This is a genomic window from Gymnodinialimonas ulvae (assembly GCF_037543845.1).
GTDB lineage: Bacteria > Pseudomonadota > Alphaproteobacteria > Rhodobacterales > Rhodobacteraceae > Gymnodinialimonas > Gymnodinialimonas ulvae.
Map to the genome: position 1 here is coordinate 311,020 of NZ_JBBIFX010000001.1, position 20,455 is coordinate 331,474.

Annotated in this window: 20 protein-coding genes; 7 read left to right on the forward strand and 13 right to left on the reverse strand. The window is 65.1% G+C overall.

The window, feature by feature from the left end:
* Window positions 1-34: 34 nt before the first annotated feature.
* Entirely contained in the window at window positions 35-1,009 is a 975-nt protein-coding gene (locus tag V8J83_RS01480) for a DUF808 domain-containing protein (protein WP_339982711.1), read from the forward strand.
* A 214-nt stretch (window positions 1,010-1,223) separates the two neighbouring features.
* Here V8J83_RS01480 and tkt read toward each other — a convergent pair whose 3' ends face one another.
* Entirely contained in the window at window positions 1,224-3,242 is a 2,019-nt protein-coding gene (gene tkt / locus V8J83_RS01485; protein WP_339982713.1) for a transketolase, read from the reverse strand.
* A 311-nt stretch (window positions 3,243-3,553) separates the two neighbouring features.
* On the opposite strand from tkt, the gene V8J83_RS01490 reads away from it, so the two are divergent.
* Both V8J83_RS01490 and V8J83_RS01495 read left to right on the forward strand, forming a co-directional pair.
* Window positions 3,554-4,447, forward strand: coding sequence for a coiled-coil domain-containing protein (locus tag V8J83_RS01490; protein ID WP_339982715.1), 894 nt, complete (start codon window positions 3,554-3,556; stop codon window positions 4,445-4,447).
* The gene (locus V8J83_RS01495; RefSeq protein WP_339982717.1) at window positions 4,440-4,868 is read left to right on the forward strand and encodes a cell division protein ZapA; all 429 of its coding nucleotides are present in this window, start codon (window positions 4,440-4,442) and stop codon (window positions 4,866-4,868) included. The genes V8J83_RS01490 and V8J83_RS01495 overlap by 8 nt, the downstream gene beginning before the upstream one ends.
* Window position 4,869: 1 nt before the next feature.
* Here V8J83_RS01495 and V8J83_RS01500 read toward each other — a convergent pair whose 3' ends face one another.
* Complete coding sequence (locus V8J83_RS01500; RefSeq protein WP_339982719.1) at window positions 4,870-5,535, reverse strand: SDR family NAD(P)-dependent oxidoreductase; 666 nt, start codon at window positions 5,533-5,535, stop codon at window positions 4,870-4,872.
* 142 nt (window positions 5,536-5,677) lie between these two features.
* On the opposite strand from V8J83_RS01500, the gene V8J83_RS01505 reads away from it, so the two are divergent.
* Window positions 5,678-6,268, forward strand: a complete 591-nt coding sequence (locus V8J83_RS01505; RefSeq protein ID WP_339982721.1) for a biotin transporter BioY — start codon at window positions 5,678-5,680, stop codon at window positions 6,266-6,268.
* Between the two features lie 109 nt (window positions 6,269-6,377).
* Here V8J83_RS01505 and V8J83_RS01510 read toward each other — a convergent pair whose 3' ends face one another.
* The gene (locus V8J83_RS01510; protein WP_339982724.1) at window positions 6,378-6,995 is read right to left on the reverse strand and encodes a DUF2199 domain-containing protein; all 618 of its coding nucleotides are present in this window, start codon (window positions 6,993-6,995) and stop codon (window positions 6,378-6,380) included.
* Window positions 6,992-8,470, reverse strand: coding sequence for an amidophosphoribosyltransferase (purF, locus tag V8J83_RS01515; RefSeq protein ID WP_339982726.1), 1,479 nt, complete (start codon window positions 8,468-8,470; stop codon window positions 6,992-6,994). The genes V8J83_RS01510 and purF overlap by 4 nt, the downstream gene beginning before the upstream one ends.
* A 170-nt stretch (window positions 8,471-8,640) precedes the next feature.
* Here purF and V8J83_RS01520 point away from each other — a divergent pair, with 170 nt between their 5' ends.
* Window positions 8,641-9,096 (forward strand): hypothetical protein, encoded by a 456-nt coding sequence (locus V8J83_RS01520; RefSeq protein ID WP_339982728.1) that lies wholly within the window; start codon window positions 8,641-8,643, stop codon window positions 9,094-9,096.
* A 23-nt stretch (window positions 9,097-9,119) separates the two neighbouring features.
* Here V8J83_RS01520 and V8J83_RS01525 read toward each other — a convergent pair whose 3' ends face one another.
* Both V8J83_RS01525 and radA read right to left on the reverse strand, forming a co-directional pair.
* Complete coding sequence (locus V8J83_RS01525) at window positions 9,120-9,683, reverse strand: CvpA family protein (RefSeq protein ID WP_339985935.1); 564 nt, start codon at window positions 9,681-9,683, stop codon at window positions 9,120-9,122.
* Between the two features lie 30 nt (window positions 9,684-9,713).
* Complete coding sequence (gene radA / locus V8J83_RS01530) at window positions 9,714-11,081, reverse strand: DNA repair protein RadA (protein WP_339982730.1); 1,368 nt, start codon at window positions 11,079-11,081, stop codon at window positions 9,714-9,716.
* 657 nt (window positions 11,082-11,738) lie between these two features.
* Between radA and V8J83_RS01535 the strand changes: the two genes are divergently transcribed.
* Entirely contained in the window at window positions 11,739-12,641 is a 903-nt protein-coding gene (locus V8J83_RS01535) for an autotransporter outer membrane beta-barrel domain-containing protein (RefSeq protein ID WP_339982732.1), read from the forward strand.
* Window positions 12,642-12,755: 114 nt separating this feature from the next.
* Here the strand turns inward: V8J83_RS01535 and V8J83_RS01540 are convergent, their stop codons facing one another.
* From V8J83_RS01540 to alr, 6 genes are all read right to left on the reverse strand, one after another.
* Window positions 12,756-13,214, reverse strand: coding sequence for a paraquat-inducible protein A (locus V8J83_RS01540; protein ID WP_339982735.1), 459 nt, complete (start codon window positions 13,212-13,214; stop codon window positions 12,756-12,758).
* A 174-nt stretch (window positions 13,215-13,388) separates the two neighbouring features.
* Complete coding sequence (locus V8J83_RS01545) at window positions 13,389-13,760, reverse strand: hypothetical protein (protein ID WP_339982737.1); 372 nt, start codon at window positions 13,758-13,760, stop codon at window positions 13,389-13,391.
* The gene (locus V8J83_RS01550) at window positions 13,757-14,188 is read right to left on the reverse strand and encodes a hypothetical protein (protein WP_339982739.1); all 432 of its coding nucleotides are present in this window, start codon (window positions 14,186-14,188) and stop codon (window positions 13,757-13,759) included. The genes V8J83_RS01545 and V8J83_RS01550 overlap by 4 nt, the downstream gene beginning before the upstream one ends.
* A gap of 6 nt (window positions 14,189-14,194) precedes the next feature.
* Window positions 14,195-14,938 carry an ABC transporter ATP-binding protein gene (locus V8J83_RS01555; protein ID WP_339982741.1) on the reverse strand — a complete coding sequence of 248 codons (744 nt, stop codon included), beginning with the start codon at window positions 14,936-14,938 and terminating at the stop codon, window positions 14,195-14,197.
* A 99-nt stretch (window positions 14,939-15,037) separates the two neighbouring features.
* Window positions 15,038-15,820 (reverse strand): MlaE family ABC transporter permease, encoded by a 783-nt coding sequence (locus V8J83_RS01560; protein WP_339982743.1) that lies wholly within the window; start codon window positions 15,818-15,820, stop codon window positions 15,038-15,040.
* A complete protein-coding gene (gene alr / locus V8J83_RS01565) occupies window positions 15,817-16,845 on the reverse strand; it encodes an alanine racemase (RefSeq protein WP_339982745.1) in 1,029 nt (342 codons plus the stop codon). Before alr ends, V8J83_RS01560 begins: the two co-directional genes overlap by 4 nt.
* A gap of 264 nt (window positions 16,846-17,109) precedes the next feature.
* On the opposite strand from alr, the gene V8J83_RS01570 reads away from it, so the two are divergent.
* Complete coding sequence (locus tag V8J83_RS01570) at window positions 17,110-18,105, forward strand: hypothetical protein (protein ID WP_339982747.1); 996 nt, start codon at window positions 17,110-17,112, stop codon at window positions 18,103-18,105.
* 166 nt (window positions 18,106-18,271) lie between these two features.
* On the opposite strand, the gene V8J83_RS01575 is transcribed toward V8J83_RS01570, so the two are convergent.
* On the reverse strand, window positions 18,272-20,209 hold the full coding sequence (locus V8J83_RS01575; RefSeq protein ID WP_339982749.1) for a phosphatase PAP2 family protein: 1,938 nt from the start codon (window positions 20,207-20,209) through the stop codon (window positions 18,272-18,274).
* Window positions 20,210-20,455: the final 246 nt, after the last annotated feature.

The window sequence follows — 20,455 nt, forward strand, 5'->3', positions numbered from 1 at the left end:
ATTGCGGGGGGCACAAGCATGTGGAGGCAATGAGATGAGCGGACTTCTGGCGCTTCTCGATGATGTGGCGGCCATCGCCAAGGTGGCGGCGGCGTCGGTCGATGATGTGATTGCGCAGGCCGGCAAGGCAGGCGCGAAGGCGGCGGGTGCGGTGATTGATGATGCTGCCGTGACGCCGAAATACGTCCACGGCTTCGAGGCCCGGCGCGAATTGCCCATCGTGTGGAAAATCGCGCGGGCGTCGATCTTCAACAAGCTTGTCATCCTGTTGCCTGCGGCGTTGATCCTGTCGGTTTTCGCGCCCTGGCTGATCCCGGTGTTCCTGATCTTCGGTGGCGCCTATCTGTGTTTCGAGGGGGCCGAAAAGGTTCACCATTGGCTCTCGCCCAAGCATCACGATGTCCAAGAGGCCGTCGCCAAGAAGATGTCCGCCGAGGACAGCGCGCGTCTGGAAGAGCAGAAAGTGAAGGGCGCGATCAAGACCGATTTTATCCTGTCGGCCGAGATCATGACCATCGCGCTGGCCGCGTTGGAAACGGATTCGCTCTGGTTCCGGGGCGCGGCCCTGGCCGTGGTCGCGGTTGGCATCACGGCGCTGGTCTATGGCGCGGTGGCGTTGATCGTGAAGGCCGATGACGTGGGCCTGCACATGGCGTCGAACGGACGTCTGGGCACAACGCAAAAGATCGGCGCGGCCATCGTGCGCGGCATGCCGACCTTCCTCAAGGTGCTGACCTTCGTGGGCACGCTTGCGATGCTCTGGGTCGGCGGCTCGATCATCGTGCATGCGGTGGCCGAGATGGGCTGGCACGGCCCCGAGGATTGGGTGAAGACCGTCGCCAAAAATCTCGCCGGCGAAGAGGGCTTCGGCAATTGGCTCGTGAAGGCCGTGATCGACGGCATCGGCGGGCTCGTCGTGGGCCTCGCGTTGATCCCGGTCGTCACCAAAGTCCTCATGCCCGCGCTGCGCGCTGTTGGCCTGGGCGGCAAGGCAAAAGAGGCGCATTAACGCGGCTCTCTGCGCACAAGGTCACTAACAAGACCTTAACGAAAACCGCATTATCCAGCCTTTCCAATGGCATGACCCCCGGTTGCAACCTTGCAACCGGGCGCGTCCCTGTCTTCCTTGTTTCAAAAATACTCCCGCCGGAGGCTGGCGCTCCACCGGCCGCGCGCGGGCGCTCGGGGCGGCGTGCGGCCCCCTCAACGCGCGCCCGGACCCATCACTTCAAAAGCGATTTCACCTTCGCCGCCACAGCCTCCGCCGTGATCCCGAAATGGGCGTACAATTCCCCTGCAGGCGCCGACGCCCCGAAATCATGCATGCCGACAAAGCCCGACTTCTCGCGCTTGCCACGCTCGCCGTAAAGCCATCGGTCCCAACCGAACCGGATCGCGGCCTCCACCGCCACGCGCACCGGCCCGCCCGGCAGCACCCGCTTGCGATACCGCTCGTCGGTTTCCTCGAACAATTCCCAACACGGCATCGACACGACCCGCGTCCCGATCCCCTCGGCCTGCAACAGATCCCGCGCTTCCATCGCAATCGCCACCTCGGATCCCGTCGCCATCAAGATCGCCTGACGTTTCCCGTCTGAATCGGCCAGCACATAGGCGCCTTGCTCGGTCAGGTTCTTCGTCTTGTGCTCGGTCCGGAGCGTCGGCAACCCCTGCCGCGACAGCGCCAGCGTCGACGGCGTCTCGCGCGACGTCAACGCAATCTCCCACGCCTCCGCCGTTTCCACCGCATCGGCAGGGCGGAACACGTTCATGTTCGGCGTCGCGCGCAACATCGCCAGATGCTCCACCGGCTGGTGCGTCGGGCCATCCTCGCCCACACCGATGCTGTCATGGGTCATCACATAGACCGGCGCGATCTTCATCAACGCCGACAACCGCATTGCAGGCCGCGCATAATCGGTGAAGGTAAAGAACGTGCCGCCATAGGGCTTCACGCCGCCATGCAACGCCATCCCGTTCATCGCCGCCGCCATCGCATGTTCGCGGATGCCGTAATGGATATGGCGGCCCTTGCGATCGTCGGGCGTGAACGTGCCCAGGTCCGGCGTATTGGTCAGGTTCGAACCGGTCAGGTCCGCCGATCCGCCAAGCGTCTCGGGCACCACGCCGTTGATCACTTCCAACGCCATCTGGCTCGCCTTGCGGGTCGCGACCTTGGGCTGCTCTTCGGAGACCTGCTTTTTCAACGCCTTGATCGCCGCCGACAGCTTCTTGGGCATTTCACCCGCAAAGGCCCGCTCGAACTCCGCCTTCTTGCCTGCGGAAAGGGCGTCAAAACCGGCCTGCCACTCGGCATGGGCCGAAGCCCCCCTGGCGCCAACCGCTTCCCACCAGGCCTTCAGATCGGCGGGGATCTCGAACGCGCCATGGCTCCAGCCGTAGGCCGCCTTGGTATCGGCGACCAGCTGCGGATCGGTCAGGGCACCGTGGCCCTTGGCGGTGTCCTGCGCGCTTGATCCGATGGCGATATGCGTCTTGCAGGCGATCATCGCGGGCCGCTTGGAGGCCTTGGCCTCGGTCAACGCCCGGTCGATGTCGTCCGCGTCATGGCCGTCGCAGTCGAACACATCCCAACCCGACGCCGCAAAGCGCGCCTTCTGATCGGTCACATCCGACATCGCCACGTTGCCGTCGATGGTGATGCCGTTGTCGTCCCACATCACGATCAGGCGGCTCAATTCCTGCCGACCGGCCAGCGCGATCGCCTCCTGGCTGATGCCCTCCATCAAGCAGCCATCGCCCACGATGCAATAGGTGTGGTGGTCGATGACGCGCTTGCCCCAGCGCGCGCGCAGGCTTTCCTCGGCCATAGCGAACCCCACCGCATTGGCAATGCCTTGCCCCAGCGGGCCGGTCGTCGTCTCGACGCCGGGCACATGGCCGTATTCCGGGTGGCCTGCGGTGATCGACCCCAATTGCCGGAAATTCTTCACCTGCTCCAGCGTCATCGCCTTATACCCCGTCAGGTACAAAAGCGCATAGATCAACATCGAGCCGTGCCCCGCCGACAGGATAAAGCGATCCCGGTTCGGCCAATCCGGCGCGCTCGCGTCAAAGCTGAGATGTTTGTCAAACAGAACCGTCGCCACATCGGCCATGCCCATCGGCATCCCGGAATGGCCCGAATTCGCCGCCGCCACGGCATCGAGCGTCAGCGTGCGGATGCAGGCGGCGCGCGCCCAATGGTCGGGATTGCGGGCGGCGAGGGCGGCGATATCCATGGTGCGGGCATTCCTTTTGGCAGCAACGGGCGCGGGGCCGTCCCCGCAAACTCGCCAGCGTGATAGCACCGCGCCGCGCGAGTGCAAGGTGATGCACCGTCGGATCGTGGCTGAATTCAGCGTATTTTGGCGGGTGGGGTGTGGAAAACCTTGCAAATCGGCGCGGTTTGACCCCCAAATGTAGATGTGCCACAGGCAGGGCACGCAATCGGTGCGTATCAGACCGGGATCGACCCGGCAGGCATCGTGGCAATCGAGGCAAGTGTGCGGCGCCCGTAAGGGTCTGCGACGACGAGGGGGCAAAGGCGGCGATGGGCGACAGTGCCGAGTTCGAAAAACTGACGGAATTGGAGGCGCGCCTTGCAACCGCGCTCGACCGGATCGCATCGGGTCAGGCGGCCCTTGTGCGGGCGGCGGACGCTGCGCCGGATGTTGGCGCAGTGCAATCGGCCCGCGAGGAGGCCGAAGCGCGCGCCAGTGAATTGTCCGAACGTGTCGGCATGCTGGAATCGCAATTGGCCGAGACGCAGGACGCATTGCGCGAGACGACCGCCGATCTTGCCAGCGCGCGCTCCGATCTGGAGACCGCAACCGCGCCCACGGAGGCCGCGCCGGATATGTCGGCTTTGGCCGACCTGGAAGCGCGGCTGGCCGAGGCGGAGGCCTCGCGCACCCTGGCGCAGGACCTGCTGACGCAGCGCGAAGCGGAATTGGCGGAGAAGGACGCGGCCTTGACGCAGGCGCGCGCCGAGGTGTCGGCCACTGCATCGCAGGAACCGGTCGCGACGGGCGCATCTTTCGATGACGAGGATGACCCGGATACCGAGGATATGGAAAAGGCGCTTGTGATCATGACCCGCCGCGTGGAGCGCGCCCGCGCCGAGCGTGACGAGGCGCGCATCGCCTGCGACCGTGCGGTCGATATCGCCGATGAATTGCGCGAAGCGATGGGCCAGACCCCCGACGAGCGCGTGTTGGAATTGCGCGCCCAGTTGCGGATGATGAAAACCCGCGCCGAAGACCTCGCCGCACAGCTCGCCATCGTCAACAGCGGCGCGGATGCCGCCGAGGTCGAACAGGGTCTGGTGTCGGAACTGGAAGCGTTGCGCCAATTGCGCGCGGCGGATGCCGCCGAGTTGGACCGGATCATTGCAGATGTGGAATCCGGCCCCCCTGCGGCCGGCGGAGGAAGCGCCCATGCCTGAGGTTGATATCGAAATCGGAGGCCGCGCGTTCAGCGTCGCCTGCCAGGAGGGCGAGGAACGCTACCTGCACGCGGCGGCCAAGATGCTGGACACCGAAGCGGCTGTGGTGCTGGGGCAGATCGGGCGGATGCCGCCGGAGCGGATGCTGTTGATGGCGGGGCTGATGCTGGCCGACAAGACGGCGGCGCTTGAGGATGATCTGCGCGGGCTGCAAGACCGGATCACGACGCAGGACAAGGCCCTGCGCTCGGCGGAGGAACGGCTGGCCGACCGCGCGCGCCGGATCTCTGAATTGCAGGAGGCCGGGCCACGCACGGAACTGCCCGATGCCCTGACCGATGGTCTGGCGGAATTGACGGCCCGCGCGGAGGCCATGGCCAATGCAATGGAAGCGGCGGCCTCGGACGAGAAACCGGCCTAGATCACAGCAGCGCAGGGGCCAGCAAACGCGCGGCCTCGGCCCGCGGATCGGCCAGTTTGCTGCGATCTTCCCCGGGATAGAACCGCGCCCGCGTGGCCGTGTGCATCGGCGCGGGCCGCAGCAGATGCACGTTCAGCGGCGCCTTCACGCTCTCGGCCTGCCAGCACTGCACCAGCGCACGTTGCGCGGCCTTCGACATCGCATAGGCCCCGGCGAATTTCTCGTCCCAATCGTCATCGAAGAACACCGCCTGCGGCGCATCCGAGGGCAGGATCAGCGGCTCGATATTCGTCAGCAGGCGCGAAAACGCCCGGATGTTCGCAGCGATCACCTTGTCGAGGTCCTTGGCCTGAATATGCGGCGCAGGCGTCAGCGCGGTGACATGGATCATCGCGTGCACCCAGATGTCGGCCCGGCCCCAGCGGTCATGGAGCGACCGGCACAGATGCGCGATCGCGTCATCATCGGTCAGGTCCATCTTCGCAAGCGTGGCTTGCCCGCCCGCCGCCTTGATCCGGTCATCAAGCTCCTCCAGCCCGCCAATGGTGCGGGCGACGGCGACGACATGGGCGCCCTGCGCGGCCAGCCATTCGGCGGACGCGGCCCCAAGCCCGCGGGAGGCTCCGGTGACAAGGGCGATACGGTTTTCAAGCGGCTTTTGGGTCATGGCGGGGGCATAGCCCGCGGGCCGCGCAAAGCGCAAGAGCGCGCGATCTGTTGACTTCGCCGCGCCGCAGAGGAATACCATCAGGCAACAGGCGTCCACACGCCACCCAAAGGGACAAGGAGCCACAGATATGGGCCGGGACATGACACTTCTTTCCGCAACGCTTGGGCAGGAGGGCTTGCTGCGCAAAGCGCTGCTGGTCATTGGTGGCTCGCTCTTCATCGCGCTGGCCGCAAAGATCTCGGTGCCGATGCTGCCCGTGCCGATGACGTTGCAGACCTTGGCGATCCTCATGGTCGGCTTCGCCTACGGCTCGCGCCTCGGTGCGGTGACGCTCCTGGCTTACCTCGCGCAGGGCGCGATGGGCCTGCCGGTGTTCACGCCCACCACGGCGCTTGGCGTCGCGGCCTTCGTTGGGCCGACCGCAGGTTTCCTCATCGGCTTTGTGTTCATGGCATGGGCCGCCGGTTGGGCCGCGGAACGGGGCCTCGCCAAGGGTTTCCTCGGCACCGCGATGAGCGCCGTCGTGATCTCGGCTCTGCTGTATGTCCCGGGCATCGCCTGGCCGATGGTCCTCGGTAGCGTCATCGGGATCGAAGGCGGCTGGCTCGCGCAAGGCGTTGGCTACTACTGGGCCTATTTCATCTCGCCGTTCCTCGCGGGTGACGCGGTGAAGGCCGTCGTCGCCGCGCTGATCGTGACGGGGGCCTGGGCCGCGCTGTCGCGCCGCTAAGCCACGCCACGCACGTTCCATCCACGCGCGCCGCCCCGGCAACCGGGCGGCGCGTTTTCGTTTGTCGGGGGAGGGGCCCAAAGCAGGGCAGGTGCGCATACCGCGCGGCTCACGCCTTGAGGTGCTTGACCATCTCTTCGCAGCCCATGACCTCGTAGAGATCAAGGATATCTCCGGCCCGCATCCCGTCGCGTTGGGCGGCAAAAAACGGGTGCTTCTCGTCAGTAATCCAGTACAGAGGCGTGCGCCCGTCGGAATAGGGCACCAGCGTCCCCTTGGTCAGGAGCGGCCCTGAAATCGGCGGCACCTGCGTATAGAGCCAGGACAATTGCTCGCCCAGGGTCTGCGCCTCGCCGCGCGCCTGAAGCGAGCGGAACCGGGCGTGGTGGCCAGACGACAAACTGGCCCAGACCCCCAGAAACACTTCGCTTTCAGTCCCGATCACCGGGATCGGCAGGAACGCCCGCACCAGGAAATTGCCGTCCCGCCGCGCGTAACTCTGGGTCAGCATTTCCATGTAGCCCAACTCGAACGTCTCATCGTCCTTGGCGTCTGGCGGGTTTTTCCACCCGAACGGCGCCTCGGGCCGAACGGCCCCATCGGCGGCGCGCAGAACCGTGCCGCAGCAGGTACATTGATAGGCGCGGTCGGTCAGACGGCGGGCCAGCTCCGCCTCCGGCAGTGCCGGGGCAGGGGGGCGGGTCCGACGGAACAGCTTGCCGATCATTCCGCGGCCTCCACCAGCTGGAACCCTTTCGCGAGCTGGTCGGTGGGGCGCACCGGATAGACGCCCGAGAAGCAGGCATCGCAATACGCGGGCTTGGCCGGATCGCGCCCCTCGGCAACGCCCACGGCGCGGTACAGCCCATCGAGTGAAATGAACCGCAGGCTGTCCACGCCCAGATGCATCCGCATCTCTTCCTCGGACATGGTCGCGGCCAGCAGCTTCTCGCGCTGTGGCGTGTCGACGCCGTAGAAACAGGGCCATGCGGTGGGCGGCGAGGCGATGCGGAAATGCACCTCCGCCGCGCCCGCATCTAGGATCATCTCCTTGATCTTGCGCGAGGTGGTGCCGCGTACGACGCTGTCATCGACGAGGATCACCCGCTTGCCTTTGATCAGCGCGCGGTTGACGTTCAGCTTCAGCCGCACACCCATGTTACGGATCTGCTCGGTCGGCTCGATGAAGGTGCGGCCCATGTATTGGTTACGGATGATGCCCATCGCATAGGGAATGCCCGATTGCTGGCTGTAGCCGATGGCGGCAGGCGTGCCGCTGTCGGGAACAGGGCAGACCAGATCGGCCTCAACGGGCGTTTCCTTGGCCAGTTCCACGCCGATCTGACGGCGGGTTTCATAGACGGACTGGCCGCCGATAATGCTGTCGGGGCGGCTGAAATACACGTGTTCAAAGATGCAGAACCGGGGCGCGCGCCGCTCGAACGGATGGAAACTCTCGATGCCCTTATCGGTGATCACCACCATCTCGCCGGGCTCGACCTCGCGCAGGTACTCCGCGCCGATGATGTCAAGGCCGCAGGTCTCGGAACTGAGCGCATAGCCATCGCCGATCTTGCCAATGACCAGCGGGCGCACCCCAAGCGCGTCGCGGCACCCGATCAATTTGGTGCGCGTCATGGCCACGACGGAAAACGCGCCTTCGACACGACGCAAGGCGTCTTTCATCCGCTCGGGGATGGTCTTTTGCAGACTGCGCGCCATCAGGTGGATGATGCATTCGCTGTCAGACGAGCTTTGGAAGATCGATCCGCGTTCGATTAACTCGCGGCGCAATTCGTCGGCGTTCACGATATTGCCGTTATGGGCAATCGCCGCGCCGCCCATGGAAAACTCGCCGAAAAACGGCTGAACGTCGCGGATCTGCGTGGCGCCTTTCGATCCGGCGGTGGAATAGCGGACATGCCCGATACCCAGCGATCCGGGCAGTGTTTCCATCACCTTCTGGCTGGTGAAGGTGTCGCGCACGAGGCCAAAGCGGTGGGCGGAATGAAAAGTCTTGGTGGGATCGCAGGTGACGATGCCGCCCGCCTCCTGCCCGCGATGTTGCAGGGCATGGAGGCCGAGAGCCACGAAATTGGCGGCGTCCGTGACGCCAATGACGCCGAACACACCGCATTCCTCGCGCAGTTTGTCATCGTCGAGCGGGTCAAACGGATGGCGGAGGTCGTTTGTCTCGTCCATCGGGCGAATCTCCGGTGCCGGGGTTGGCCCCTGCATAGTGGGATGGGGCGGCGGTGTCACGAAAGGATCACAATGCGAAACCCGCCGATGTTGTGGATAGATGGACCGAGCGCACAATCTGCGGTAGTCTGCCGCACAATCGAGCACAAAATCCAAATAGGAACAGGCCCATGCGATTGTTCATTCTTCTGGCTGCGGCGGCCATGGTGGGAAGCTATTTTGTCACCTGGCTGGAGCCGCCCTTTGCGGGCCCCGACCTGTCGCCCGACGCGATGATCGGTGATCAGTTGCAGCAGCTTGTCATGGACGGGCCGTGGCAGGTCTGGGTGTTTCTGGGGGGCTTTGCGGCGGCCGGTCTGGCCGGTCTGACGGCGCTGGCCGGGCAGGGGTCGGGGGTGATGTGCCTGCTGGCGGGGCTCTCGCCGGTGACGTTGGGGGTGTATTTCTACACCCGCGCCGAAGAGTTTCAGGCCGATCTCGGCCTGCCGTTCACCGTGGATTTCCAGGACCTCGAACAGGCCTATACCCTGCTCGAAGACTTCATCCGCGCGGGGCTGTACATGTATCTGGGCGGGGCGGCGATCCTGCTTCTGGCAGGGATCGCCATGACCCTGGGCAAACGCTAGGGCCAAGCGCGACGGGTGCGGCCTTACTCGACCGGCGCGCCTACGTTGCCCACCAAGGTCTCGTACCGGTCAAGGATCCAGTCCGGCATGTCCGTGGGGATCTGCGCCTCGATGTTGTCCTGCAATTCCGCGAAAACGGCGGCCGAGCGGCTGTCGGAAATCGCGGGGATCGGCTCGTCGCCCACGATCCGGTCATAGGCGATCAGGGCAACCACCACGAGCAAAACACCCCGCGCCACCCCGAACAGGAAGCCAAGCGCCCCGTCGACCCCGCCCAGGGGCGAGCGTTGCACCACCGACGAGAACAGCGGCGTGAAAAGCGACACCACCACCAGCGCCAGGATAAACACGATCCCGAAGGCGGCAAGGATGCCCAATTCGCGGCTTTCGCCGATGAAATCGCCAAGGACGGGGATTTCGGCGATCAACGGCAGCGCGTTCGGCGCGAAGATGAAGGCCACAAGCGCCGCGGCGACCCATCCGAGGATGGACATGACCTCACGGACAAACCCGCGCGCATAGGCCAGGATGGCCGATATCACAATAACGCCGCCCACGACGCCGTCGAAAATGGTGAAGCCATCCAGCACTGCTCGTCTCCGTCTTTTTCGGGGCCCTTATCCTGCCCCGAAGACGTCGCCCACGAAAGTGGGGAGGTCCGCCATGGACTGGACTGTCACGCCCGCATTATCTGCAATCCGGCAACCTGCCGGTGCAATTGCAGACGAAAAACCAAGTTTTTGGGCTTCTTTCAACCGATTTTCCGCCTGAGACACCGGACGGAGCGCACCCGAGAGCGATAGTTCCCCGAAAACCACGGTTTCGCGCGGCAGCGCGCTGTCTTCGCGGGCGCTGAGCAACGCCGCCGCCACGGCCAGATCGGCGGCCGGTTCCGATATCCGCATGCCGCCCGCGATGTTGAGATACACATCAAGGCCCTGAAACGTGATGCCCGCCCGCGCCTCCAGCACCGCCAATATCATGGACAGTCGCGATCCGTCCCAGCCCACCACTGCGCGCCGCGGCTGGCTGAGCGATGACGGCGCCACCAGCGCCTGAAACTCCACCAACACCGGGCGCGTGCCCTCGATGCCCGCAAACACCACCGATCCCGGCGCGGGCTGTTCACGGTCGCTCAGGAACAGCGCCGAGGGGTTCGACACCTCCGCCAATCCGCGCCCCGTCATCTCGAACACGCCGATCTCGTCGGCGGGGCCAAAGCGGTTCTTCACGGACCGCAAAATCCGAAACTGATGCCCGCGCTCGCCCTCGAAATAGAGCACCGTGTCGACCATATGCTCGACCACGCGGGGGCCTGCGATCTGGCCCTCCTTGGTGACGTGGCCCACCAACATCACCGACGTGCCGCGCCGCTTTGCAAATGTCGTCAGCTCATGGGCCGAGGCGCGCACCTGCGACACGCTGCCCGGCGCGCTGTCGACGGTGTCGAGCCACATCGTCTGGATCGAGTCGATGATCGCCAGATCCGGCGCCTCCGCCTCCAATGTCGTGAGGATGTCGCGCAGGTTGGTCTCGGACGCCAACATCACCGCGCTGTCGCTCAGGCCAAGGCGTTCGGCGCGCATGCGCACCTGTGCCGTCGCCTCCTCGCCCGAGACATACACCACCTTCAACCCCTGCCGCGCAAATGCCGCCGCCGCCTGCAACAAAAGCGTCGATTTCCCGATCCCCGGATCGCCGCCCACCAACGTGGCCGAGGCGGGCACCAACCCGCCGCCCAACACCCGGTCCAACTCCGCCACACCCGCCGATTGACGCGGCGGCGGGGTTTCCTTGGTGCGCAGGTCTTTCAGCGCCAGCTTGCGCCCCTTGGCCGAGCCCAACGCCGCCTTGCCCGGCCCCGCGCCCAACGGCGCCTCTTCGCGGATCGTGTTCCATTCCCCGCAATCGTCGCAACGGCCCGACCACTTCTTGTGGGTCGCGCCGCATTTGGAACAGGTGAAGGTGGTGACAGGTTTGGCCATGGCGGCGGTGTAACCGAGGGGCGGGGCAAGGGAAATAGACAAGCAACATGATGTCGTCCGCCTTTGGCCCGGTTTACGGCACATCTTGTGTCATCCGCGTCACACGAAGGGGCGGAAAAACGTCGTCTCGCCTGCTGCCAAGGACGCGGCAGCCTTTCGCCAGTCGCGGGCCGACACAACACCACGCGACGCCGGGGAAGCGTCCGAACGCGAAAAAAATCAACCGAAGAGCGTGGGCAGGGTTGCGGCATTCGCGGCGGGAAGGAAACCGGCAAGCGGTTTATTCGTTTGGGGGCAGACCACGGACCAGTACCCGGTTCTTGCCTCTTCGCCAGTTGGCACAGCCGGGGAGTCCGTTCGCAAACGATACTCACTTGGTCGGGCGCGCCCGCATCGGTGCGGGCGGCGCGTCTTCGCGCGGCGCTATTCTTGATCCCGACAGGTCGATTTTGCCGACTCACCGGTCGTCAGACACCGTTTTTTCCTGTCGACACGGATCCAAACGACCCTCCCGCCGTCGGCAATGGATCGACCTTTTCTCTTGGTCCCCGAGGCCACGACACGTTTTCCTCGGCAACAGCTTCTGTTCCTGCTGGTGAACTCTCCGTTGTGATCATCCCGTTAGATCAACCGTCATTCGGAACGCATAGCCTTACCGTGACCGGCGATGCCGACTTTTCAGTCGCGCCGTCCCGCCCCTCCGATCTTGACCCCCTCAACGCCACCACAGCCACCGCTGCGCGCAACACCCGTATCGAGATCGCCCGCGTCGCCGACGGGACCGCCGCGGGCGACGTGACCGTCTCGACCTCAGGCGTGCCCGGCATGATGGACAACCTCTATACCTGGGCCGAAGTGACCTGGTTCCGCAGCACGGAATTCGGCCCCGGCGATGGCACGCTTTCGGGCGGCGGCATCCAGATCGGCGCCGATATCGAGATCGGGGCGGATATGGTGGCCGGTCTTTCCCTCGGCCATTCCCGCATCGAGAGCGAGAATGCCGGGACAAGCGTCGCGGGCGATTACACCTACCTCCAGCCTTATTTCGCCTCTCGCTCCGGCGCGTGGAGCGGCACCGCCAGCCTGATCTACGGCGCGGGCAGCTTCGATGTGGATGACGGCGCGGGCGAGGCGGACGTGCGCCTTGCGGCGCTCACCTTCGAGGGAGGCTACGACTACGCGCTTGCGCCGGGCTTCACCCTCACGCCGACCCTCGGCCTGATTTATGGCCGGGAAGAGGTCGAAGGCACCGCAGGCACGCTGGCGGGCTGCGACAGCGAGGTCAGCTTCAGCCAGCTTTCCCTCGGCGGTCGCCTGACCCATCTCGGCCCGGACGGAGGCCTCTTTGCCGGTCTGCACGCCGATTACCTGACCAACGACACCGAAAGCCTGCTGACCCAGGATCTGCTGGCCGAAGACGGCTGGAGCGCGCGGGTCGAGGTCGGCGGCCAGACGGCGCTGGGGTCGGGCCTGAACCTCGACATCAGTGTCGAGCTTTCGGGCCTTGGCGGCGACATGCGGACCGTCTCGGGCGGGCTGCGGATCGCGCTGCGGTTCTAAGGCGGTTTGCGGCGGCCGTGATCGCGGGGCGCGGTTCCGCGCCGTGATCGCGAGTTGAAAAACGGTAAACGAAAATCCGTCTATCCATTCGGATCAAAGCTTTGACCCCGTTTCTCAACCTTGAGAATGTGCCGTGATCTGCCGTTTCGTCAGCATCGAAATGGTCAGCGAGGCCAGCACGCAGCCCGTGAACAGCCACAGCCCCCAGGCCGTCTCCACCCGCCCCACGGCAAGCCCCTTGGCCAGCGTGATATAGACCGCGATCAGGAACACGTCGGCCATCGCCAGCTTGCCCGTGATCTCCAACGCCGGCAGCAGCCGCGCAGGCGCTTTCGACAGCTGCACCAGCGTCAGGCAGATGGTTTTGACCATCGGCGCAATCAGTGCAAACAGCGCCACAATCGCCACCAGCGCCCATTCCCCATCCTCCGTCAACGCGCCGAGGCCGGACAGGATCGAGATCTCCGACAGCCCGAACAGCGGCAGGAGGCCCGCGCGCATCAGCGGCGCGACCCACGAGACCGGGAACAGCACCAGCAGGCAAAGATTGGCGGCGATGAGGGCTTTGGACATGGGCGGGCCTTTGATCGTGGTGTCGGTTTGATCTTGGGGTCGAGCCGCGGCGGTGCAAGGGGGCGGCTGCGGGAAAGGGTGCGCGCGCGGTATCAAAGCCGACGGGTCTTGTCGTGGTGGCTTTGCCTCATGGCGCCGCCCGCCCCGACGTCTGACGGACATCAGAAGTGACGTTCAGGTGATCTGACGTCGGTAGATGATCGCAGCCGCGAGGAGGAGCGTGAGGGCGAGGCGCGCGTGGGTGTGGCCGACGGGCGGCGGAGGGTCCGCCTCGCTCAGGGCCATGTGGGTGCCAAAGGCAAGGCCCGCCGGAAACAGCAGCGCAATGAGCGCCACCACGGAGGGCAGGCCGATCAACGCCCCCGCCAGCACGGTCAGCACCAGAAGGATCATCGCGGGGACGAGGTGGCCCAGAAGCTCGGCCAGGGCGGGGATGTGCTGGCGGCGGTCGAGGCGCGCGCTCAGCACCACCCAATGGGCGAAGGTGAGCACCGCGTAGACCCAGAGCGCGGTGGCAGCGGCCTCGATCAGCGCGATGGGTGTCATAGGGTCAGCGCATCGGGCAAAAGGGTCGCGGAAAAAGCGAAGATCACGGCGGTGGCGCAAGCGAGTGTGGCGATGTCGATCCAGCGCGGGTGCAGGCGGGTTTTCCAGGCCGATCGCGTCCAGGTGACCGCGGCCCAGGCGATGGCGAAGACCCAAAGGAACGACCACAGGCCGGTGACGCGATAGCTTCCGGGGACCAGGTCGAACGTATCGGCGAGGGCCAATGCGGCAATCAGGACCAGTTCGATCAGCAGCAGGATATGGAGCGCGCGCAGCTGGGGGAATGCGCGCAATTTCACCAACGCCCCGATCGCCATCAGGACCGGCAGGAGCCGCAGGGCGACCGCGCCGAGAAAGATCATCGCCCAGGTGAAGCGGCTGAACTGGAACAGCGCATCATTGGCAGGCAGATCGGCGAAGCTCTCCATCCTGGGCTATCTCAACGTTTCGATCGGACCGTCGGGGCGGCCTTCGATAAACTGACGCAGGTAGGGATCGCCGGCGCTGTCGAGATCGGCCACGGGCCCATGCCAGCGGATCTCGCCCGCGTGGAGCATGGCGACGCTTGTGGCGATGGCGCGCACGGAGGACATGTCATGGGTGATGGTGATGGTGGTTGCGCCCATCTCGGAGACGATTTCGCGGATCAGGTCGTTGATCACGCCGGACATGATCGGGTCGAGGCCGGTGGTGGGCTCGTCGAAGAAGATGATCTCGGGCTCTGCGGCGATGGCGCGGGCCAGGCCCGCGCGTTTCTGCATGCCCCCGGAGAGCTCGGACGGGTAGAGATCGGCGGTCTCGGGCGGCAGGCCGACGCGTTTGAGCTTTGCAATGGCAATCTCACGCGCCTCCGCCCGTCGCAGGCGAGAGGGGCCGCGCAGCAGGCGAAAGGCGACGTTCTGCCAGACCGACATGGAGTCGAAAAGTGCGGCCCCCTGGAAGAGCATGCCGAAGCGGTCGAGGGATTTGGCGGAGGCGGGTGCGCCGTCGATTTCGATCGTGCCCGCGTCGGGCGTCAGCAGGCCCAGGATGCATTTCAGCAGCACGGATTTGCCGGTGCCCGAGCCGCCGATCACCACAAGGCTTTCGCCTTGGGCCACGTCAAGCGAGATGCCCTTGAGGACGTGGTTTGCGCCGAAGCGCTTGCTGAGGTCATTGAGGGCGATTTTCGCGGGCATGGATTTGGCTTCTTGCGGTCTTCGGGGTGGGGATGTCTTGGGGGCCAGCCCCCAAACCCCCGGAGTATTTTGGAAACAAGGAAGGGGCGCGCGTGGCGGTCAGGCGGAGAAGAAGGCCTCCGTCAGCAGGTAGTTGGCGGCCAGGATCAGGATCGAGGCGGAGACGACGGCCTGTGTCGTGGCCCGGCCCACGCCGCGCGCGCCGCGGCCGGAATTCATGCCGTGGTAGCTGCCCATCAGCGCGACGATAAAGCCGAAGGCCGCGCCCTTGATGAGGCCGGAGGTCACGTCCCAGGTTTCGAGAAAGCCGGTGGTGTTGGCGAGATAGGCGGCCTCGTTGAAGCCCAGGCGCGAGGTCGAGACGAGGTACCCGCCGAAGATGCCGATGCTGTCACCGACCGCCACCAGGATTGGCAAGGACAACGTCGCGGCGATCAGGCGCGGGATGGTGAGGTATTTCATCGGATCGGTGGATAATGTGCGCAATGCGTCGATCTGTTCGGTGACTCTCATCGTGGCGATTTCAGCGGCGATGGCCGAGGCGACGCGGCCCGCGACCATCAGGCCACCCAGGACCGGGCCAAGCTCGCGGGTGATGCCGATGGCGACGATCTGCGGGACCACGGCTTCGGCATTGAAACGCGCGCCGCCGGCGAAGATCTGCAGCGCCAATGCGCCGCCGGTGAAGAGTGCGGTGAGGCCCACAACCGGAAGGCTCAGCCAGCCGATGGTCAGGAATTGCTGCACGACCTCGCGCAGGTAGAAGGGCGGGGTGGCGAGATGGCGGAGCGCCGAGAGCGCAAAAAGCGTGACTTGGCCAATGGCGGCCAAAAGGCTCAAGACCGTGCGACCCAGTGCGCCGAAAGGGGCAAACAGTGTCATGCAACCACCTTGCGGGCGTAGCGCGCCCCAAGCGCGGTCAGGATTTCGTAGCCGATGGTGCCTGCGGCCTCCGCGAGAATATCGACACTTTGATGCGGGCCGAGAATGTCGAGGGTCTCGGGCGGCGCGGCGCATTCGGTGACGTCGATGGTCAGCAGGTCCATCGACACGCGGCCTACCAGGGGGCAGGGCGTGTCGCCGTCCCAAAGCGTGGCGCGCGACGACATCGCACGTATCAGGCCATCGGCATAGCCGGCTGAGACGGTCGCGATCTTGCGGGGCGTGTCGGCCACGTAGGTTGCGGAATAGCCCACGGATGTGCCCGCCGCGATCTCGCGGATCTGGATCACCGGCAGGCTCAGGCGCACCACCGGCTGCGCGTCCGCATAAGGAAACCCGCCGTAAAGGCCGATGCCTGGGCGGATCATGTCGAAATGATACGCAGCCCCCATCAGGGTGCCACCGGTCGCGGCGAGGGATTTCGGCGCGGTGAGGCCTGCGGTCATCTCACCGAATGCGGCAAGCTGCGCGGCGTTTTGCGGATGGGCGGGATCGTCGGCGCAGGCGAGATGCGACATCACCAGCGTCGCCTCTTCGGCATGGCTGCGGGCGGAGGGCCAATCGGCGGGGGCCAGGCCAAGGCGGCTCATCCCGGTGTCGAGCTGCAGGCCATAGGGCGCGTCGGGCAGTGTGTCGTGGTGGCGGGCGATCTGCTCGGGGCTGTTGAGCATGGGGGTCAGGGCCGCCTCGCGGATCAAGGGCGTGTCGCCGTCCATGTGGCCGGAAAAGACGTTGATCGTGGGCGCGGGGCCGAGGGCGTTGCGGATCACGGCGCCTTCTTCGGCGGTGGCGACGAAGAACGTATCGGCCCCGGCGCGGGCTAGGGTCTGTGCGACAAGGGCGCTGCCCAGACCGTAGCCATCGGCCTTGACCACGGCGGCGGTGCGGCCCGCCGACCGGGCGGCCAGTGCGGTGTAATTCGCCCGCAGCGCGGAGAGGTCGATATGGAGCGTGCCAGAAGCCATGCAGCCGGAATGGGCGTTTCGGGCGGGCGGGTCAAGGGAGGGCCGGGTTGCAAGGTTGCAACCAGGGGTTAAGTGGTTGATTTAGTTATAAAATGCCCTTTTTTTTTACGAATTGTTAGGGATTTCTCCCCGGCGGTGCGGTCTCAAACACAGACCCCTTGGAGCGGTGACGCGACGGCGCAGGGTAAGGATTTCCTCATTTGGGGGGGCGCAGCGCTGTTTATCTGGACACAGGGGCCGCCGCTTGGAGCCGGGGAGATGTGAATGATCGAAAATCAGGCCTATTCGCCGGTTTGGCGCGGGCTGCGGATCGTTTTTGCCGTCACGGTCGCGGTTTTTGCGGCGACGATGCTCGGGTCGCTGTTTTGGAGCGGTGCGGACGGGCATCCCGCTTATCGGGCGGGTCGTGTCCTGTTCCTGTTGTTCTTTGTGGGCGCCGTGTTGGCACCGATCATGGCCTTCTCTGTGGTGTTCTTTTGTCTTGATGCGTTGGCCCGAAGCAATCCCGGGCTGCGACGCTTGGGCCATCCGTTTGTTGGGCTCACGCTGGCCGCGGGCATCGCTTTGGGACAGGTAGAGGGCCTGATCGGCACGCTGTTTCTGTTCTTGTTCTTCTACTGGGTGCTGGCCGGGCGCGTGATCGGGCGTGCCGGATATAGCTTTCGCGCGCCTTGGCGCGGCGGGGTGATGAAGCTTGGGTATATCGCTTTTGCGCTTTGGCTGCTGGTGCCGTGGGGGGTGTCGCTGGGGTCGTTGGTGATGGCCTCCGTCCGTACGGTGGATCCCGGCGCACCCGCCTACGCGGTGCAACATGAGCATCAGCAGAGCGTCTTCGTGCGCCGCGCGCTGATCCGGTTTCCCGATGCGCAATCGTGCCTGCGAGCGGGGGCGGATGCGACGGTACGGGGCGATTTGATCGAGATGGATTGGGACCGCATCCGGGCGGCCGCCGATGCGGAGGTCTGCATCTTTCGCCTGCTGCACGGGTGGGGTGGCGTTTCGGAGGCGCAGAGCTGGCTGGAGGCGCAGGGCCTCGGTGTATCGCCCGGGTTTTCGTCGGCCCGTCCATATCAATCATCGCAGGGGTTGCTGAAGGTCCATGGCGGCTGGAGCATTCGCGAAAATGGCCCTCTTTTCCCGACGCGCGGCCCAATCCGGCGGGCGTTTGCAGCCTCGGCCTATGGGATGAACGTGGTGACAACCTTCAGCGCGGATGGGGCCACGCTTTTGTACGTTCAGGTCGATTTTTCGACGCTGTAAGCGTGGCTTTGCGGGGGGGCGATCGCCGCAACGGGCGGCCGTCGGGGTCGCCGACCGGAAGCGCGCGCTGGCAGCGGGGAGGCGGCGGGCGCGGGGGCAGAGGGAAGGCCCCCGCCGCAGGGCGGTGCGAGGCCGCGTTGCGGGCGCCTCGCACCTTGGCCGGGACTTAGCGTTTGCCCACGCGCCGGGTCTGGCCATCAAAGGTCGGGATCGACATCACGAACGGGTCCGTCTGATAGCCGAGCGCCTGTTCTTCAAGGATACCGATGGCGATGTCCTCGCCCATGCGGACGCTGTCGAAATAGTCGGAGTAATAATGCACCCCGGCCATGTTGCGCCCGATGGAGATATTGGCGGCCAGTTTGTTCAACTCACCTTCGAGGGTGAGGGGGCACCGGCAGTCGTCGGGATAGACGGCGTGGCATTTCTCGGGCGCGTCGCCCTTGGCTTTGGTCACGATTTTCTCGAACGTACCGTAGCTGTCGAATTCCAATTTGCACGCGGTGACTTCGTGCTTCTCGTTCTTGGTCGCAACCGGGCGATAGGCCCCGGCCTCCACCTTGAAGTCACAGCAGACATCTTCGATGATTTTTGCTTTGCTGTAGAAACCCGCCCGAACCGTGCCGTCTTTTTCGGTCACGCGCACGAAGATGGCGGAGGTGTCGAAAAACGCCTTGAGCATGGTCACGCAGGCGCCCGCGACTGTGGCGTGGCCCGCGCCATAGGTCGGGTGCATCGGCGAGCCTTCGGCGAAGGCCATTGGCAGGAGGTAGTTTTCGGTCGTTAGAACCGGATCGTTCTTCCCATTCCGCTTTTTGATTTCCGTCAGTATTCCGCCCAGATCCGTGCACATCTTGGTCAGGCAGCCGCAGATCTGTGGATACCGCTTTTCGATCTCGGTGGCGCGCGCGAGCCGCCCGGCCAGCGCTTCGGGGCGCAGGCGGAGGTGGACGTTGAACTTCTGATACCGCACGGCCTTGAGGCCGCGCGTTGCTACCTCGGTCACAAGGCTCAGGATATGTGGCCCGCCGTAAAGGGCAAAGCCGCCTGCGTTGTAGTCGACCTTGTTGTTGGGGTTGGAGGCGTCGGTCATGATGCCGCCCCCGCCCGGCCCGGAGAGCAGGTCGAACGCCGGATCAAAGGGCGTGCCCTGCGCGAGAAGCAGCAGGCAGGCGTTCAGATAGGCCTGATAGAGCGCATCGAAATGCACGTAGGTGGCCAGATCGCGCGGGGTGCAGATGAACCGGGTGTTTTTGGTGAAAACCTGCCCCCGGCTGTTGGGTGTGCATTTGTTCCCGTCGTCGTTGGGGTTGAAGCCGTTCTGGACGTGAAGCCACGTGCCCCACGTCGTCATGTAATCGTCGCCGTGTTTCGTTTCGCTCACGCGCTGGTTGATGGTCTGGGCGCCGTAGCGGATCAAGCCGTCCTGCGGGCCGACCTCGGTGTCCCTGTCCATGGTCCCGATCAGCATGAATTGCGACAGGTAGGGGCCCTTGTCGGCCCCGGGGCCCGACCCGCGGAAGGCAGTTTGCGGGGTCAGCATCGGGCCACCGAGCCGTTCGCGTCCGACGGTCCCGTCGGGTTCGGCGAAGTTGTTCTGTGCATAATCAAGCGCGTTCAGCCGCCCGATCGAAGGGTCGAGGGTCGAACTGGCGCCTTCGAATTCCGTGAAAGGCGTGTCGCGCAGGATCGCAAGCTCATAGACCTCGGCCATCTCGTAGGTCAGCTCGTCCGAGCAGAGCTCCGGCGCGGGCGGCATCGTGACGGCCTGTGGGTCGGGGCCCTGCAATTCGAACACCAGACCGGCGGTCGGGGCCTCCCACATGCGGCGGGGCTTGCCGCCTGGCACCGGCACACGGGTGGTGAAGGGCTCGACAAAGCCGTTGTCGACGCAGGCGCGGAAGGCAAGGAAATCGGCGGGGTCCGCGACAAGGCCGGTGTCTTCGTCGTGCTCCAACCCCTTGGTGAAGCTCATCGGATAGCAGGCGCTGCCATAGCGGGCCTCGTCTGCGTTGGCCTGATGGGTGGGGTGGGGGCGGTTGTGGGCCACATCGGCGGCTTCGATACGGAAGCGATGGGCGCTTTCTGCACGGTCTTTGGGCATGTGAAATCTCCGAAGAAAAAAGTGGAGGTGGGCCTGGGAAAAAATCAGGCGGGGTCTTGAAAGGTCTTTGGGTCGAAACGGCCCGATGCGAGAAAAGCGCAAAGGGCGTGCTGCGATCATCCGCCCGCGATGGGCCTCGCGTCAAAGGATCTTGGGCCAATGGGCCGCCGCATGGCAGGCAAAGGCCCGGGTTTGGGCCTATATCGTTGCGGCTGCAACATAATTTCATGGGCGGGTTATTGCCGA